The 17,156-nt window shown below is 63.9% G+C and carries 17 protein-coding genes; 10 read left to right on the forward strand and 7 right to left on the reverse strand.

Features of this window, described 5'->3' with window-relative positions; all coding sequences use genetic code 11:
• Nucleotides 1–45 precede the first annotated feature (45 nt).
• Together R3C13_RS03015 and R3C13_RS03020 are read right to left on the reverse strand one after the other, a co-directional pair.
• Nucleotides 46–225 carry a rubredoxin gene (locus tag R3C13_RS03015; protein ID WP_371309311.1) on the reverse strand — a complete coding sequence of 60 codons (180 nt, stop codon included), beginning with the start codon at nt 223–225 and terminating at the stop codon, nt 46–48.
• Between the two features lie 13 nt (nt 226–238).
• On the reverse strand, nt 239–880 hold the full coding sequence (locus tag R3C13_RS03020; RefSeq protein ID WP_371309312.1) for a TetR/AcrR family transcriptional regulator: 642 nt from the start codon (nt 878–880) through the stop codon (nt 239–241).
• Between the two features lie 93 nt (nt 881–973).
• On the opposite strand from R3C13_RS03020, the gene R3C13_RS03025 reads away from it, so the two are divergent.
• Nucleotides 974–2,248, forward strand: coding sequence for a cytochrome P450 (locus R3C13_RS03025; protein ID WP_371309313.1), 1,275 nt, complete (start codon nt 974–976; stop codon nt 2,246–2,248).
• A gap of 86 nt (nt 2,249–2,334) precedes the next feature.
• Here R3C13_RS03025 and R3C13_RS03030 read toward each other — a convergent pair whose 3' ends face one another.
• Nucleotides 2,335–3,699 (reverse strand): ABC1 kinase family protein, encoded by a 1,365-nt coding sequence (locus tag R3C13_RS03030; protein WP_371309314.1) that lies wholly within the window; start codon nt 3,697–3,699, stop codon nt 2,335–2,337.
• 275 nt (nt 3,700–3,974) lie between these two features.
• On the opposite strand from R3C13_RS03030, the gene R3C13_RS03035 reads away from it, so the two are divergent.
• From R3C13_RS03035 to recF, 5 genes are all read left to right on the forward strand, one after another.
• On the forward strand, nt 3,975–4,757 hold the full coding sequence (locus tag R3C13_RS03035) for an enoyl-CoA hydratase (protein WP_371309315.1): 783 nt from the start codon (nt 3,975–3,977) through the stop codon (nt 4,755–4,757).
• A gap of 126 nt (nt 4,758–4,883) precedes the next feature.
• The gene (rpsT, locus tag R3C13_RS03040; RefSeq protein WP_371309316.1) at nt 4,884–5,147 is read left to right on the forward strand and encodes a 30S ribosomal protein S20; all 264 of its coding nucleotides are present in this window, start codon (nt 4,884–4,886) and stop codon (nt 5,145–5,147) included.
• Between the two features lie 624 nt (nt 5,148–5,771).
• A complete protein-coding gene (locus tag R3C13_RS03045; protein ID WP_371309317.1) occupies nt 5,772–7,271 on the forward strand; it encodes a DnaA ATPase domain-containing protein in 1,500 nt (499 codons plus the stop codon).
• Nucleotides 7,272–7,461: 190 nt separating this feature from the next.
• Nucleotides 7,462–8,583 carry a DNA polymerase III subunit beta gene (gene dnaN, locus R3C13_RS03050; protein ID WP_371309318.1) on the forward strand — a complete coding sequence of 374 codons (1,122 nt, stop codon included), beginning with the start codon at nt 7,462–7,464 and terminating at the stop codon, nt 8,581–8,583.
• Nucleotides 8,584–8,611: 28 nt separating this feature from the next.
• Nucleotides 8,612–9,727: a DNA replication/repair protein RecF gene (gene recF, locus R3C13_RS03055; RefSeq protein ID WP_371309319.1), complete on the forward strand. Its 1,116-nt coding sequence runs from the start codon at nt 8,612–8,614 to the stop codon at nt 9,725–9,727.
• Nucleotides 9,728–9,730: 3 nt separating this feature from the next.
• On the opposite strand, the gene R3C13_RS03060 is transcribed toward recF, so the two are convergent.
• Together R3C13_RS03060 and R3C13_RS03065 are read right to left on the reverse strand one after the other, a co-directional pair.
• Entirely contained in the window at nt 9,731–11,293 is a 1,563-nt protein-coding gene (locus R3C13_RS03060; protein WP_371309320.1) for a hypothetical protein, read from the reverse strand.
• Between the two features lie 146 nt (nt 11,294–11,439).
• Nucleotides 11,440–12,705, reverse strand: coding sequence for a TadE/TadG family type IV pilus assembly protein (locus R3C13_RS03065; protein WP_371309321.1), 1,266 nt, complete (start codon nt 12,703–12,705; stop codon nt 11,440–11,442).
• 284 nt (nt 12,706–12,989) lie between these two features.
• On the opposite strand from R3C13_RS03065, the gene R3C13_RS03070 reads away from it, so the two are divergent.
• Nucleotides 12,990–13,784: a thymidylate synthase gene (locus tag R3C13_RS03070; RefSeq protein ID WP_371309322.1), complete on the forward strand. Its 795-nt coding sequence runs from the start codon at nt 12,990–12,992 to the stop codon at nt 13,782–13,784.
• 12 nt (nt 13,785–13,796) lie between these two features.
• On the opposite strand, the gene R3C13_RS03075 is transcribed toward R3C13_RS03070, so the two are convergent.
• Complete coding sequence (locus tag R3C13_RS03075; RefSeq protein ID WP_371309323.1) at nt 13,797–14,144, reverse strand: carboxymuconolactone decarboxylase family protein; 348 nt, start codon at nt 14,142–14,144, stop codon at nt 13,797–13,799.
• A gap of 154 nt (nt 14,145–14,298) precedes the next feature.
• Here R3C13_RS03075 and R3C13_RS03080 point away from each other — a divergent pair, with 154 nt between their 5' ends.
• On the forward strand, nt 14,299–14,988 hold the full coding sequence (locus tag R3C13_RS03080) for an SOS response-associated peptidase (protein WP_371309324.1): 690 nt from the start codon (nt 14,299–14,301) through the stop codon (nt 14,986–14,988).
• A 123-nt stretch (nt 14,989–15,111) separates the two neighbouring features.
• Nucleotides 15,112–15,795 (forward strand): aquaporin Z, encoded by a 684-nt coding sequence (gene aqpZ, locus R3C13_RS03085; RefSeq protein ID WP_371309325.1) that lies wholly within the window; start codon nt 15,112–15,114, stop codon nt 15,793–15,795.
• Nucleotides 15,796–15,802: 7 nt separating this feature from the next.
• On the opposite strand, the gene R3C13_RS03090 is transcribed toward aqpZ, so the two are convergent.
• Nucleotides 15,803–16,474, reverse strand: a complete 672-nt coding sequence (locus R3C13_RS03090; protein WP_371309326.1) for a hypothetical protein — start codon at nt 16,472–16,474, stop codon at nt 15,803–15,805.
• Nucleotides 16,475–16,619: 145 nt separating this feature from the next.
• On the opposite strand from R3C13_RS03090, the gene R3C13_RS03095 reads away from it, so the two are divergent.
• Nucleotides 16,620–17,150: a dihydrofolate reductase gene (locus tag R3C13_RS03095; protein WP_371309327.1), complete on the forward strand. Its 531-nt coding sequence runs from the start codon at nt 16,620–16,622 to the stop codon at nt 17,148–17,150.
• The last annotated feature ends 6 nt before the right edge of the window (nt 17,151–17,156 follow it).

Raw genomic sequence — 17,156 nt, forward strand, 5'->3', positions numbered from 1 at the left:
CCCTGTGAAGGCACAAGACAAAGCCCGGAAGCTGCCAGGCCGCCCTCAGAGCTCGATCATGTCGAAGTCGGATTTCGGCGTGCCGCAGAGGGGGCAGATCCAGTCGGCCGGAATGTCGGCCCAGCGGGTGCCGGGGGCGAGGCCTTCGCCGGGATCGCCGTGTTCCTCTTCGTAGATGTAACCACAGGTGCGGCACTGCCAGACCTTGTAAGCCTCTGTGCTCATATCCCCCTCCTCTTCAGCTATCCGGCGACAACCGTGCCCGCAGCGACGCCACAAGTGCATCGCGGATCGCCACAACATCCGTAGCCGGATCGATCAGGTTCTGCATCCTGATTCCCATCAGCGCGCAGCCGGTCATCAGCGCGGTCGCGTCGGCGTCCACATCAGGACGGATGTCGCCGCCCGCCTGCCCGCGTTCGATGATGGCGCGGATCAGGACGCGCTCGATTTCATGCGACTCCGCGAAGGCCGCCTGCGTGTCCAGCCGGTCGGCCACGGCCGCGGCCAGTAGCATGTAATAGGCCTTGGCCTCGTCATGCTCGTCCAGCGTGTCGCAATGCAGGTGCACGAATGCGCACAGGGCAGTCAGGCCATCCATGCGGGCGATCTGGTCGCGGTCGAGCGCCTCGGCCTGCCAGTCGTGCAGATGGGCGATCAGCGCGCGGATGAGGCCGTCCTTGGAGCCGAAGCGCTGGCTGACGAGGCCGCGGGAATAGCCGGCTTCCTTGCCGATGGTTTCGAACGTGGCGGCCGAAACCCCCTGCTCCGACACGACACGCAGGGTCGCCTCCAGCAGTTCGCGTTCGGACCGGTCCCGGCGCTCGGCCTGTGTCAGGCGCGGTGAGGAAGATCGGGAGGGAGTCGCAACGTCAGCCATGGGGCGGCCTAACATATTTGTTGGCTGTATAGCAAGTATATGTTAGGCACGCACCCAAGATCCCGCCAAGCGGGCCCGCACCCGGAGGAACGCATGTCCATACCCACCCATATCGCCGAAGCCGTTGTCGACCCGAAAGCCTATGCCGACTGGGACAAGTCCCACGAAGCCTTCGCCTGGTTGCGGAAGAACGCGCCGCTCGATGTGGCCGAAGTGGAAGGCTACGACCCGTTCTGGGTGGTCTCGAAACATGCCGACATTCTCACCGTCGAGCGGCAGAACGACCTCTTCCACAATGAAGACCGCTCCGCGACGCTGACCACGATCGAGGCAGACCAGAAAGTGCGCGCGATGATGGGCGGCTCGCCCAATTTGCTGCGCTCCCTCGTGCAGATGGATAATCCGGACCATATGCAGTACCGGCGCCTGACGCAGGCCTGGTTCATGCCGCAGAACCTGCGCAAGCTGGAAGACCGGATCCGCGAGATCGCCCGCGGCTTCATCGACAAGATGGCCGACCATGGCACCGAGTGCGACTTCGCCCGCGATGTGGCGTTCCTCTATCCGCTGCACGTCATCATGGAAGTGATGGGCGTGCCGGAGGTGGACGAGCCGCGCATGCTGAAGCTGACGCAGGAACTGTTCGGCGCACAGGATCCGGAGGTGAACCGGACGGGCGAGAGCGTCGGCGACACCGATGTCGGCATCTCGAACATCATGGCGACGGTCACGGACTTCATGACCTATTTCAACGCGATGACCGAAGACCGCCGCAAGAACCCGCGCGAGGATCTTGCGAGCGTGATCGCCAATGGCGCCGTCTACGGCCAGCCGCTCGGCCATCTCGAAGCGATGTCCTATTACATCATCGCGGCGACGGCCGGGCATGACACGACGTCAAACACCACGGCCGGCGCGCTCTGGGCGCTCGCCGAGAACCCCGACCAGTTCCGCAAGGTGAAGGACGACCTGTCACTGATCCCGTCCATGGTGGAGGAATCCATCCGCTGGGAAACGCCGGTGAAGCACTTCATGCGCACCGCGACGGCCGACACGGAAGTTGCCGGCAAGCAGATAAAGAAGAACGACTGGCTGTTCCTCTCCTACCCGTCAGGTAACCGCGACGAGGACGTGTTCGACGATCCGTACACGTTCAAGGTGGACCGCTCTCCCAACAAGCATGTCGCCTTCGGCTATGGCGCGCATGTCTGCCTTGGCCAGCATCTGGGACGGATGGAAATGCGCGTGCTTTGGGAAGAGCTGCTGCCGCGGCTCCAGTCGGTGGAGCTTGCGGGCACGCCGACGCGCGTGCAGGCGAATTTCGTGAGCGGGCCGAAGTCGATCCCGATAAAATTCAAGATGAATTAAAAGCCCTCACCTCCCACCGCCTTCGGCGGCGGGCCCCTCCTCTCCCTGAAGGGAGAGGGGTCAAGGGGCGCGTGGGAGGAGAGGGCTTATCCCAGCCCTACCCTCTCCAGCGCGTCCGCCTGCCGCTTCGCCACCGCCTCCACCGAGAAGCCCTCAAGGCTCTCATTGAACAGCTTGTAGAAGTTCAGCTCCGCATGCAGGCGGAGATAGGCGGCGCCGAGGCCGATGGCGGCGCGGTCCATGAAGACGAATTCGCGGGGGACCTTCACCGGCCCCTTTTCGCGCAGCAGCTTGCGGACGGACATGGCTTCCTTGCGGCCATATTCGCCGGGCGTCACGCCGTCGGCGACGCTGCGCACGCGGTCATCCAGCAGCGGGCCATAGATGAAGCGCGCCCAGATGTTCAGCACTTCGACCAGTTCCTTCGAGAGGCCCACGAAGCCCCATTTCTCATACGCGGCAAAACTCGCATCGAAATCGTCGGCGAGGATGGCGCGGTAGAGATCCACCACGCCTTCGACAAAGCCCGGCGGGAAGATGCGGATGCAGCCGAAGTCGAGCAGGTTGAGGCCTGTCCCCTCGCCGGTGACCTGATAGTTGCCGAGATGCGGGTCGCCATGGATGACCGCGTGGGAGTTGAACGGGCCCCACCAGGTCCAGAACAGCATTTCGGCGATCCGGTTGCGGGTCTCCTGCGGGGCGTCCTCGAAGGCGGTGAGGCGCGCGCCGCTGAGCCAGCTCATGGTTAGCAGCCGGTCGGTGGAGAGGTCTTCGATCAGGTCCGGCACCTGCACGAAATCATAGCCTGACAGCATGTCCCGGTAGAGGCGCATGTGCTTGCCCTCGCGGGCATAGTCGAGTTCCTCGCGCAGGCGGTCGGCGATTTCCTCCACCATGGCGGTCGGGTCGATCGAGCCGTCCATGCGCTTGAACAGGCCGAGCACGGTCTTCAGCTGGCCGACATCGGATTCCACCGCGCTTGCCATGTCCGGATATTGCAGCTTGCAGGCGACCCTGCGCCCATCGTGAAGCGTCGCGGCATGCACCTGCCCCAGCGAGGCGGCATGGGAGGCCTCGTGACCGAATTCCGCAAACTTGCCCTGCCAGTCCGCGCCCAGCTCCGCCCGCATGCGGCGGCGGACAAAGGGCCAGCCCATCGCCGGCGCCTCGGCCTGCAGCTGGGCGAACTCGGCCGCGTATTCGGCAGGCAACAGGTCCGGCACGGTGGACAGCATCTGCGCCACCTTCATCAGCGGCCCCTTGGACTTGCCGAGCGCTGCCGCGAGCGCGCGGGCAATCTTTTCGTCCCCCTGCTCACCGCCGAACAGGCTCTGCGCCGCAAAGGTCAGGCCCGCGCCGGAGAGGTTCGCCCCTACCTTCGCCGTGCGGGCCAGCCGCCCGGTCAGCCGGTTGCGTTCGGGGTCTTGCGGGGGGAAGGACGTATCGCTCATCGCCCTTCCATATAGAGGCAGAGTCCGGTCCGCCACAGGGCATGCAGTTAACGGCCGCATGACCGCCCTGACTCAACATAGTGACAAGACTTGCCCGCGGGCGTATAGCGCGCGCCTCGAGACGAACATGACGTTCGTGTCATCAAAGGTTAACACCGCGCCCCAATCAGATCCCGGCCGCGTCCCGCAAACATCCCCTTAACCATAAGACCCGACACTGTCCGCCTTGCGAGCCCGATCCGGCGCGCGGCGGCATCCGAAAGGTTCCCCTTCCAATGTCCTACGCCACCCTGCTCACAGAATTCGACGAGGATACCGGCGTTGCCGTGATCCAGATGAACCGCCCGGACGCGCTGAATGCGCTGTGCGAGGCGATGATGAACGACCTGACCGACGCGCTCGACCGCTGCGAAGCCGATGACAAGATCGGCTGCGTGATCCTGACCGGCGGCAAGAAGGCCTTTTCCGGCGGCGCCGACGTCAAGGAAATCAGGGATAAGACCTTCCCGGAATCCTATTATGAAGACTTCATCTCCCGCAACTGGGAGCGCGCGGCCCGCCTGCGCAAGCCGATCATCGCGGCCGTTTCGGGCTATGCTGTCGGCGGCGGCTGTGAGCTCGCCCTGATGTGCGACATTATCCTGGCGGCCGACACCGCCCGCTTCGGCCAGCCGGAAGTGCGCCTTGGCGTGATGCCCGGCGCCGGCGGCACCCAGCGCCTGGCCCGCGCCATCGGCAAGTCCAAGGCCATGGAACTCTGCCTGACCGGCCGCATGATGGACGCCGTCGAGGCCGAGCGCAGCGGGCTCGTTTCCCGCGTGGTCAAGGCCGACGACCTGATGACCGAAGCCCGGGAGCTGGCCCGCACCATCGCCTCCATGCCCATGGCCGGCGCCATGATGACCAAGGAAGCGGTCAATTATGCCTTCGAAACCCCGCTGTCGCAGGGCATCCAGTTCGAACGGCGCATGTTCCAGTCCCTGTTCTCGACCGAAGACCAGAAAGAGGGCATGGCGGCCTATATCGAAAAGCGGGCCGCCCATTTCCGCGACCGTTAGGACCGGCGCGGAGCAAGGTGCATTTTTCCGGTTTCCAGCGGGACTCTCCGGTTGACGCCCCTACGGCCTTTATGTATTCCCGCGCCTTCAGCCTGAGGGGCCTCCCTCGGGCATCAGGAGTTTGACATGGCTAATACCCGTTCTGCCAAGAAGATGGTTCGCAAGATCGAGCGCCGCACCGAGGTCAACAAGGCCCGCCGGTCGCGCATGCGTACCTTCGTCCGCAAGGTCGAGGAAGCCATCGCTTCGGGCGACAAGTCGGCCGCTGCCGACGCCCTCAAGGCCGCCCAGCCGGAAATCATGCGTGCAGCCACCAAGGGCGTGATCCACAAGAACACGTCGGCCCGCAAGGTTTCGCGTCTGGCCGCCCGCGTGAAGGCGATGGCATAAGCCTCCGGCCAGCCCGGTCACAGGCACAAAATCAAAGACCCGCCCGGCCGACGCCAGGCGGGTTTTTTGATGCCCGGAAATGGCCCGTCATTGCCCCGTCAGGATGTCGCGCGACACGGCGCCGCGCGACTTTGGCCGCACGTTGACGGCGCCCAAAAAATTGTCACGCAAGCATCGCGAAAACCTCCAGAACTGCGAATCTGCAAGGCAGCGTTTTCGCTTTATGTGCGAATAGGCAGGCTGCGTGTCTTGTGGTATACACACAGTGTCGCATGGCAGGAATTTGGCCGAATTTCACAGCCAATTTCGTAGATTCCTTGTTGACAGAACAGATGTGAACATTTGTGTCGAATGACTCACTCACACCTCTTCTGCATATTTTTTTTGGCGTAGATTTCAAACGCTTACGCACCGGGCGGGCATGGTTAAGGAAGAGTCAACCGCCCATTCACGGCTGTCAGAAAAAAGATGCACTTGTGTAAAAAACACCGTCCCGGTAATTTGAACTCAGCCAAGAGATAACGTCCCTGTGCGGAGTATTTACGGGGCCAGTTCGGGTGACTGGGTGGGACGTTGCGTGCCGATTGGCTGACTGTACGACATAACAAAAAAATGGGGCTCGGCATGGACCGAAAGACACTCTTTGACACTCCAGAAACCGTAGAGTCAGGCACCAGCAAGAAGATCGCAAAGCGGCCCGGCCAGGACATCTGGACCGAGGTGCGCGGGCATCTTCAGGGCATCGTCAGCGCCGCTGACTTCGCCCGCTGGATCGAAGACCTGAAGCTGGTGGCTGAAATCGATGGCCGCATCGTCATCGCCGCGCGCGACAAGCTGTCCTATGACCGCGTCGCTGCCGACCACCGGCACGCCATCCAGCGCGTCTGGCGCGAGCATGATGATGCGCGCCGCAGCATCCAGCTCGTCTGCTGGAAGGATCGCGCCGGCGATCCGCTGCTGCGCGACCTCGACGTCGATCCGTGGTCGGAGACCGCAGAAGACGTTGCACCCGCCCCTGCAGCGGCCGGCGCCGGCGATGGCGGCAACAATAGCGGCGGCACGACGACAGGCGTCGCATCCGGCGCTCCGGAGATGAGCTTCGACACGCTGGTCACCGGCGAGTCCAACCGTATCGCCGTGACGCTCGCCAAGCGCGTCGCCGACGGCCTGCCGGTGGGCACGCAGATGCACCTGATCGCGGGCCTTCAGGGCACGGGCAAGACGCACATCCTGCATGCCCTGCGCCACCGCGCCGCGCTCAACAATTCCGGCGCCACGATCGTCTACCTGACGGCTGAGGAATTCCTCTCCGCTTATACCGACGGCGTGAAGGCGAAGGACACGAGCGCCCTGAAGCGCCGCCTGCGCGCCGCCGACATTCTGCTGATCGACGACCTGCACCGCATCGCCGGCAAGCCCGGCACGGAGACGGAGCTGTTCCAGAACATCCGCGAAGTCATCACCAAGGGCGGCAACGTTGTCCTGGCCGCCGACAAGACGCCCGGCGAACTCGCCGGCTTCTCGGCCCGGATGATGAGCGAGCTGAAAGGCGCGACCGTCGCCGAGGTGGAGCTGCCGGAGCAGGACATGCGCCGGGAAATCGTGCGCCGCCTCGCCGCGCACATCGAAGTCGACAATCCGGGCTTCGTGCTGGACGAGGCGCTGGTCGACCGCATCCAGACCGGAATCCGCGGCCCCGGCCGCGAACTGACCGGCGCCGTGTGGAACCTGTTTACCGAAGCCGGCTTCGGCGAACTCGTCCCCACGGCCGACATGGTGGACCGTGTGATCCGCCGCATGGAAGGAGAAATCCGCGTGCCTTCGATCGAACTCGTCAAGAAAGCCGCCATGAAGGTGTTTAACGTCTCCAAGGCTGACCTCGAAAGCCCGTCCAAGGCACGCGCCGTGGTCTATCCGCGCCAGATCGCCATGTATCTGTGCCGGGAACAGACCCGCAAATCCCTGCCCCAGATCGGGCGCGCCTTCGGCCGCCGCGATCACACCACGATCCTGTACGCCCACCGGAAAATCGCCCGGGAGATGCAGAAAGACGCCGAACTGGTGACGGACATCGCGAAAGTCTCCTGCGCGATCCAGGAATTGCTCGCTACGGGCAATCATTAAGGCCTGGCCAACAAGGGTCGCCGCGATCAGAGCTTGGCTTTTGCGCGCGGATGTTTAAGTGTCTGCAGCCCGCTTCCGCAAGGAAGTGGGCTGATTCTTCCGGTGGGGCCTCCATCGGGAACCAGCCGGAAACAGGACAAGATTGAGCGGCCGGGGGCATCACCGGCCGGGATGGATGGACCAGACGAAGATGAAACTGACGATTGAACGCGGCGACCTGCTCAACGCACTGTCCCATGTGCAGAACGTGGTCGAGCGGCGGAACACCATCCCGATCCTGTCAAACGTCCTGCTTCAAGCCAAAAAGGGCGAGTTGCGCCTGACCGCGACCGACCTCGACATCGAGGCCGTGGACAGCGCGGCGGCGAAAGTCTCCCGCGAAGGCGCCGTGACCGCCCCGGCGGGCACGCTGTTCGACGTGGTGCGCAAGCTCCCCGCAGGTGCCGAGGTCGAGCTGGAACTGCAGCCCGAGAACCAGCGGCTCTCCATCACCGCCGGGCGCTCGCATTTCGAACTGCCGACCCTGCCCGCGTCCGACTTCCAGACCATGGCGGTCGACGATGGCGCGACCAGCTTCACGCTCGACGCCAAGGATTTCGCACGCCTGATCGACAAGACGCGCTTTGCCATCTCGACCGAAGAGACCCGCTATTACCTGAACGGCGTCTACCTGCACGGCACGACGAATGACGACGGCAAGCCGGTGCTGCGCGCCGTCGCGACCGACGGACACCGCCTCGCCCTGGCCGAGGTGAAGGCCCCGAAAGGCGCGGAAGACCTGCCCGGCGTCATCGTGCCGCGCAAGGCTGTCGGCGAAGCCCGCCGCCTGGTCGACGGGCTGGATGGCCCGGTCGACGTGGAAGTCTCCGACACCAAGATCGTCGTGCGCGCCGGCCGCGCCACGCTGACCTCCAAGCTGATCGACGGCTCGTTCCCGGACTATGGCCGCGTCATCCCGAAAGGGAACGACAAGAAGCTGACCATCGACAACAAGGCCTTCGAGGCCGCTGTCGACCGCGTCGCCACCGTGTCGGCGGAACGTTCGCGCTCGGTGAAACTGTCGCTCGGCGAGGGCAAGCTGACGCTTGCGGTGAACCATGCCGAAACCGGCGTCGGCAATGAAGAGCTGGAGGCCGAGTATGGCGCCGACCCGATGGAGATCGGCTTCAACGCCAAATACCTGCTCGACATCGCCGCCCAGATCGAAGCGCCGGATGCGGAGTTCATGTTCAACGACCCCGCCTCCCCCGCCCTCGTGCTGGACCCGTCGGACGACTCCGCCCGCTACGTGCTGATGCCGCTCCGGGTGTAACCGAAGGCGGGGCGACCCGCAGGACGACATGACCGCGCTTACGAGACTGTCGCTCACCGACTTCCGCAATTATGCGTCGCTGGTGTTGCCGCTGGATGGCCGGCATGTCTGCCTCTATGGCGCCAATGGTGCGGGCAAGACCAATCTGCTGGAAGCCGTCAGCCAGCTCGGGCCAGGACGCGGGCTTCGCTCATCCACCCTTCCGGAAATGTCGCGCACAGGCACGAGCACAGGCTGGACGGTCGCCGCGACGCTCGCCGATGAGCGCAAGGTGGGCGTCACGCTCGACACGTCCGGCGGCAGTGCCAAGCGCGTCGTGCGCATCGACGGGGCACCGGCCACGGCGACCGACCTTGCCGATCTCATCCGCATCGTCTGGCTGACGCCGAACATGGATGGCGTGTTCCGCGGCAGCGCCAGCGACCGGCGGCGCTTCTTCGACCGGCTGGTCCTCGCCCACATCCCGTCGCACGCGACCGCCTCAAGCCGCTATGAGCGCGCGATGCGGGAACGCAATGCCCTGCTGGAGCGCGGCCATGTTGACCCGGCCTGGGCCGACTCCATCGAAGTGAAGCTCGCCGAAAGCGGCGCCGAAATCGCGATCAACCGCGCGCAGGTGATCGAGTTGCTGCAGGCGGCCATCGAGGCGCGTCCGGAAGGTCATTTTCCGAAGGCGGACGTTTCATTGGAAGGGGCTGCCGAATCTGCGGCCGTAAAGGGTGAGGATTTCCGCCATATCTTCGACCTGCTGGTCGAGACCTACCGCACCACGCGCCGGCGCGACATGGCGGCCGGGCGCACCATTGACGGGCCCCACCGCTCCGACCTTGCCGTCATCCACCGCCCGACCGGCGCGCCCGCGAAAGACGCCTCGACGGGCCAGCAGAAGGCGCTGCTGATCGGCCTCATCCTCGCGTCTGCGACAGCGCTGAAAGCCGAGCGCGACGGGCCGCCGCCCCTGCTCCTGCTGGACGAAGCCGCCGCGCATCTCGACCCCGACCGAAGGGCAGCGCTGTTCGACGAGCTGGCAGCCCTTGGCGGACAGGCCTGGCTGACGGGGACGGAGAAATTCCTGTTCGAGGCCTTCGGCGACCGGGCGCAATGCCTCAGGGTCGATGGCGGGACGATTTCGTCCGGGGACTGAGCCTTAATCCTTGATGCGAAGCAGGGAGATCCGGTGCGCGATTTCCTTATAGACGTCGAGCAGCTGGTCGCCATCCGCCGCCGCGAAGGCATGGCTCGCATCGGTCGCGCAGTATTCGAGGATGGTCCGGCCGTCGCCGGTGCGCTGCACGCTGTCCGGAACCTGGAAGCCGACCGTGTAGACCTCGACATTCGAGGGCGCCGCCTTCATCGCATCGCAGAGGTCCATGGCCTGTCCGAACGACCCCTTCAGCGCATCGGGATGGGACGAGTTGAAATCGCCATCGGTCATCAGCACGACGACCTTCATCGAGTTCGGCTCGTCATAGTTCCAGGGCGTCGAGGCTTCCGGCCAGATCGACGACCAGCTCGGCGAAATAAGGTACCAGCCCCAGGCGATGCCGAGATGACCCGCCGTCCCGCCGCTGGCAGTGAGGCTGTTCACATAGGCTTTCAGTTCGGCCTTGTTGTCCGTGAGCGGAACAGGGCTCGAAGATTCGCAGCGCGCAAAATCATTTCTGAACGCGCCCTTGGATGTGGCGTCCGCGCCGCCATAGGCGACTTCCATCCAGCCATCATACTTGTTGCGGTCGCTCGTTCCGAAATTCCAGTCCGGATTGCCCATGCCGATCCAGGCGAGAGAGCCCGGCGCCGCATCGGTCGAGGCCTGCGCGCCCGTGCGCTCATAGACGCAGGTCTGGTCGACGCTGACATCATCGAATGCGCGCCGGGCCGGATCCCAGTCCCAGTTCGAGCGGCGGTCGCAGGTGCCGCTGTCGAGGCAGGTGCCGGTCTGGTAGTAGAAGAAGCGCTCACCCGTGGCGGAGTCGTACATCCGCTTGCCATTATAGGCGTTGTAGTTGGCCTGCGCGTCCGAATTGGTCGACTCCGCCGCGAGCGTGACGGCATCGGTCACGGCATTCGTATACGGCCCGGCGTTGACGGCATTGTTGTAGGTGGTGACGGCGACGCGCAGCGCGCTGTCGATGCCCGCCTCGCCATCCGGCAGCAATTCGTCAAAGGCCGCGCCGGCCGCCGTCTTGAGGAGGCCGAGACGATTATAGGAATTCATCGATCCCGACACGTCGAACACGAACGCCACGTCCACCTTGCCGATGGAATAGGTCGAGGTCGACGCGACCGAGAACGTCAGGTCGTCATGCCCGATCAGCGAGGTGATGAAAGTCGGCTGGACGCAGCTGACCGACGCGCGGAGGTCTTCGCTCGCCTCGTCGAACTGCACGCCGATCTCGCCGCAGGCAAGGTCGCCGCCGGCCGTGTCGATCAGGGAACTCGCATAGGCGCGCACTTCCTGGATGACGGCTTCGTCGGGGCTGCCCTTCTGGCGGTCGAGCGCGCCGGCGAGCACGGCGGAGTCGAGCGCGAACTGGACCTTGTTCTTCTGGCGGATCGTGAATTCGAGATCGAGCGCGACCCCGGCAAGACCGAGCACCGCGGTCACGACAAAGGCCATCAGAACGGAAATGTTGGCGTGGGTCTGCACGCTCCAGCGCCTTGCCAGCGCCGGAACCGTCTTTGCGATTTGCCTGAACAGCGCGCGTGCCATCCGTCTAACCGGCCACCTATCCAACCCGTGCCCATTTTCCACCCTGAACATTGATGCGGCCTTCCCGGCAGGTTCGAAATTCTTACCCAGCCGGAAAGGCCGCCTTAACCAGGGGCTTCCTGCCCTGGCCTGACCGTGGGGGACGATCAGAGCTCGAGATAGATATTCTTGTTCGGACCGAAGGCGCGCACACCGGTGAACTCGCACTTCGAACGCAAATTCGAGTCGCCGCCGAAATCGACCGAGCGGGCGACGATCTGCGTGCAGCCGTCGGTCGCGTCGGACGTGCCGCGGAACTCGATGTCGGTTTCCGGGAAATACAGCGCGCCGGTCAGGGTCGAGGCGATATTGCCGGAAATTTTCATGTCGGCGAAGGGCGGCGTCGTATCGCGGTCGCCATACATGAGGATACCTGTCCAATAGCCTTCCGTCGGCGCCGACAGGTTCACCGTGCCGCCATTGGCGTTGGAAAACTCGCCGCCATTCATGAAGACCAGGGTGACATTCGTGCCGGTCAGCGAGGCGCCGCTGGAATGCAGGTCGATGTCGACCCCGTCGAAATAGTAGACGCCGCCATCGTCCAGCAGGACCGTATCGTTCATCTTGACGTCGGTGCCGCAATAGCGGCCGGCCGGCAGGCGATACGTCGTCTTGTTGATCTTCTCGGCCTTCTGGCATGGCATCGCAGAGACGTTCGCAGTGACTTCAATGTCCTCATAGGGATCGCGGATGCGTCCGTCATTCGGCACTGGCGAGGGGCACACCGTGGTGGTGATCGCGCCGAGGTCGCCAATGTCGCCGGCCGCATGCACACAGCTGGCTTCGAGCTTGCCGGAGCCGCTCACCGTGACGCTGTACGGCCCGCGCACGTTGGAGACGACGCTGCAGCCATCGGTGTTCACGTCGGCCGAGCCCGACACGCGGATGCCTTCCGGCGCCACCGGCCCGAGGGCGAGGATACAGCCATCGGTGATGGTTCCGTACACGGCCCGTGCCTCCACATGGAAGCTCATCTCCTCGACCCCCATCATGCCGGACAGGCTGGTGTCCTGCTGGCATTCATAGCGGGCGAACACGCTCGCCTTGGTGTTGGGGATCACCACGCCGTCTGCGCGGCAGGTCAGGCCCATCTGCTGGTCGTTCGTGATCTTGGTCATGACGTCCGCGACGTCCTGGATCACATCCTCGATCTTCTCGCCCTGCTGAAGCGCGCGGGCGGCTGCCAGCACGGACGCATCGAGCGCCGCCTGGACATCGTCCTTGCGGTTCTGGGTTGTCCGGAAATCCAGGGCAAATCCCGAAATCGCGAGGATCGGGAACATGGAGACCGCCGAAATGATGGTCACATTGCCCCGTTGGTTGCGAGCGAAACCGGCCTTCTGCCGGATGATCTTCTTCCTAAAGTCCGCCATAAAACGCACCACCCATTGTTGGGCCGGGTATGAACAAATCGCCCGGCGCTGGTGACATTTGCGGAGGAAATTTTTACGGCTCGTTTCAGCTTTCGATCGAGGTCGACCGAATCGGGAAATGCCGGGTTCACCAATCGGTGCCCGGATACTTAACAAGGCCCCCCGGCCCCGGCGCAGTGCGCCTGATTTTGCGTCGTTTCGATGGTAACTGAGACCTTTGCTTGGCCCCGGCCCGGCACTCTGTGGTATGAGTCCCTGACCCGAATCGAAACGTCGAGAATTTCATGAAGCAATATCTGTGCCTCTTGCAGGACGCCCTCGAAAACGGCTTCGAACGCGCCGACCGCACCGGAACGGGAACGCGCGCCGTGTTCGGAAGACAGCTCCGATTCAACCTGGAGGACGGGTTTCCGCTGGTTACGACCAAGAAGCTGCACTTAAGGTCGATTATCGTCGAATTGCTCTGGTTCCTGCGGGGCGACACCAATATCGCCTGGCTGAAAGAGCGCGGCGTTTCCATCTGGGACGAGTGGGCCGACGAGAACGGCGACCTTGGCCCGGTCTACGGCAAGCAATGGCGCAGCTGGGCCGCTCCGGACGGGCGCACGATCGACCAGATCCAGTGGGTGCTGGACGAAATCAGGACAAATCCCAATTCGCGCCGCCTGATTGTGTCGGCCTGGAACCCGGCCGACGTCAACGAGATGGCCCTGCCGCCCTGCCACTGCCTGTTCCAGTTCAATGTCATGGACGGGAAGCTGAACTGCCAGCTATACCAGCGCTCGGCCGACATCTTCCTCGGCGTGCCCTTCAACATCGCGTCCTATGCCCTGCTCACCCTGATGATGGCGCGGGCGACGGGGCTGAAGCCGGGCGAATTCGTGCACACATTCGGCGACGCGCATCTCTACCTGAACCATGTCGAGCAGGCGAAGCTGCAGCTCTCGCGCGATCCCCTGCCCCTGCCGACCATTACCCTCAACCCCGACAAGACTGACCTGTTCGGCTGGGAGTATGAGGACTTCAAGGTCGAGAACTATCAGGCCCACGCCCATATCAAGGCGCCAGTCGCTGTATAAGAAGGCGGCGGTTTAGTCCTTCAACGCCATCCAGGCCGTCCAGGCGTCTGCGGCGTACATCAGGCCCGGTCCGCCGCCCATATAGACGACCATGCCGAGCGCTTCGGCGACTTCCTCGTCCGTCGCGCCCAGCCGCTTCAGCGCCTTGGTGTGGAAGCCGATACAGGCATCGCACTGTTTCGCCGCGCCGATGGCGAGGGCGATCAGCTCCTTGGTCTTCTTCGACAGGGCCCCGTCTTCCAGCGCGCCTTTGGCCATCGCGTTGAAATTGGCGACGGTCTTGTTGACCCCCGTCTCGCAAAGGCCGTTGATGCCCTTGTTCACGTTCGAGGTGATGGCGGCGTAGTCTTTGGTACCCATGCTCATGGCGGCTCCTGTGATCTGTCTGCTGGCCGGATTGGGACCGGCCCTGCACCGCAGCAATAAGGGGTTCGCCTAGGTTTGCAGAGTCCCGTGCTTGCGGCAAAACGGGCCACCGATTGGCAGGGCGGGCGCGCCCGCCTAGTCTCCGCCCATGTGCGGACGTTTTTTCAGGGAAGAAGTCTCCTGGGCTGAATACCATGCAGCCCTGTCGACCTATATCATAGAAGGGGTCGGCCCGCCGGAGGCGGCCTATAACATCGCCCCGACCCAATATGTCCCGATCGTCAGGCTCGCGCCCGAAGGCGAGGCGGTGCCGGCCGGGACGCGGGAATTCGCCCCGGCCATGTGGGGCCTCGTGCCCAGCTGGTGGCACAAGCCGCTCAAGGAAAAGAAGTTCTCCACCTTCAACGCCCGCGCCGAGGGACTGGAGGAGTCCAACACGTTCCGCGGCGCTTTCCGCCACCGGCGCTGCCTCGTGCCGGCCAGCGGCTTCTATGAATGGACCGGCCCCGCCGGGCGCAAGACGCCCTACGCCATCGGCCTCAGAAACCGGCGCTGGTTCTGCTTTGCCGGCCTCTGGGACCGGGCGATGATCGACGGATCGGAACTGGACAGTTTCACCATCCTCACCACGAAACCGAACGACCTGATGGCCGGGCTGCACACGCGCATGCCGGTGATCCTCGACCCGAAAGACTATGACCGCTGGCTGATGGCGCCATCGAAACAGGTGCATGACCTGTTTGAGCCCTTCCCCACGGACGCGATGCACGCCTGGCCGGTCGGGCCGGCCGTGGGAAATGTCCGAAACCAGGGCCGCCAGCTCATCGAAGAGGCCTGACGGGGCTTTCACGCCGCCTTTCACCCAGACCGCGAATGCCATTGCCGCAGGGGCAGAATTCCATCACGCTCCCGTCATCAACCGGGCGCAAGATCCGGCAACCCCTATCAGGGAAGGTACATCATGAAAGTTTTTATCGCGGAATTCATCGGAACGCTGACGCTGGTCCTGTTCGGCTGCGGCTCTGCCGTGCTGGCGGGCGGGGACGTCGGCCAGCTCGGCATTTCCTTCGCTTTCGGCCTGTCCATCGTGGCCATGGCCTATGGCATCGGGCCGATTTCCGGCTGTCACATCAACCCGGCGGTCAGCTTCGGCGCCTTTGTTGCCGGACGCATGACACCAAAGGACATGCTGACCTATTGGGCGGCGCAATTCCTCGGCGCCCTCGTCGCGGCCGGCATTCTCTACTTCATCGCGTCCGGAAAAGCCGGCTATGACCTTGCCACCAACGGCCTTGGCCAGAATGGCTGGGGAGATGGCTATCTCGGCGAATACGGCCTGACCGCCGCCTTTGTGTTCGAAGTCGTGGCGACCTTCATCTTCCTCGTCGTCATCCTCGGCTCGACCTCCAAGGGCGCCCCGGCGGGCTTTGCCGGTCTCTCCATCGGCATGACGCTGGTGATGATCCACATTGTCGGCATCCAGGTGACCGGCGTGTCGGTGAACCCGGCGCGCAGCTTCGGCCCGGCCGTGTTTGTCGGCGGGCAGGCGCTTGGCCAGCTCTGGCTGTTCCTTGTCGCGCCGCTGATCGGCGCCGGTATCGCAGGCTTCCTCGCGAAGCAGGATCTGACCGTCAAGAACGACTAGGCGATCTTCAGAGCTCGGCCGGATTCGTCAGGCCGAGGTCTTCGCGTCGGCGGATGACGGCGGACACCACAAGTGCGCCGATCATCTTGCCGATGACGAACACGATCCAGTTCCACATGTGCAGCGAGTTGCCGGGATCGGCCCCGAACTCGATCTGCTTGGCGAGGTCTGCGCCATAGAGGAACACGGTCGTATCCACTGGCGCGGCAAAGGCGCTGGACAAGAGGATGCGCGTCGACAGCCGGTACTTCGTGAAGGTGAACATCAGCCAGTCGACGCCTTCGGAGATCGCGAAGGCAATACCGCTCGCCAGCGCGATCACCGGCCAGGCGTAGTAGAACGACCAGGCCACCGCGAGCGCCATCACGACCAGCACCCGGTGGTGCATTTCCCGCTGCACGAAATCGCGCACGACAAACACCATGCCCGTGACAATTGTCATCGGGTGCAGCGACACGCCATGCGAGAAGAGGCCCGGCGTGCCGGGGGCCAGCACCTCGAATTCCGGAATGACGCCGAAGCTCCAGTTGAGGAAGGGAATCAGTGCGACATAGATCAGCGCCCAGCCGCGCCCCTGCAGCATCCAGATCGCCGCGAAAGTCAGCGCCAATGCAACGAGTGCGGGCAAAATCTGTTCGGCATGGCCGTTGGTCAGCACGGAGATGAGCGTATCTATCACGGAACTTCCTGACACGGCTGCTAAAAGTGTAATGCGAGCGACTCGCAATCCTTGCATTACGGCGTGGTAAATGTCTGGATCGGGGAGACTAAAGGGCGCCGGCGCGCTCATCGCAACAGGAATTACGCAGAAGGTCCGATCCGCCATGCCAGACACCGTCAAAGTTTGCCTCATCGCCGCACGTGGCCGCAACCACGTGATCGGCCGTGAAGGCGACCTTCCCTGGCGGCTGAAGGACGATCTCGCCTTCTTCAAGAAGACGACGCTCGGCTGCCCGATCGTGATGGGCCGCAAGACCTGGGAAAGCCTGCCCTTCCGCCCGCTGAAGGGCCGCGAGAACATCGTGCTGACCCGCGACTGGACCTATGCCGCGCCGGGCGCCCGCGTCTATTCCAGCTTTGCCGCCGCCATCAACACCGCCCGCGCCATCGCCCAGCGCCAGGGCGCCGACAAGGTGTTCGTGATCGGCGGGGCGACGATCTACGATGCCGCCATGTCCTATGCCGACCGGATCTACATGACCGAAGTCGATGCCGCTCCGGAGGGCGACGTGCGTTTCCCGGAAGTCAGACCGGCGGACTGGGCCACGACCACGCTGGAAGCGCACGAAGCCGGCGATGGCAACGACCACGCCTTCACCATCGTGCAGATGGACCGGACCCCCGCCCTCACCTAGCGTGAC

Source organism: Hyphomonas sp., assembly GCF_041398385.1.
Lineage (GTDB): Bacteria > Pseudomonadota > Alphaproteobacteria > Caulobacterales > Hyphomonadaceae > Hyphomonas.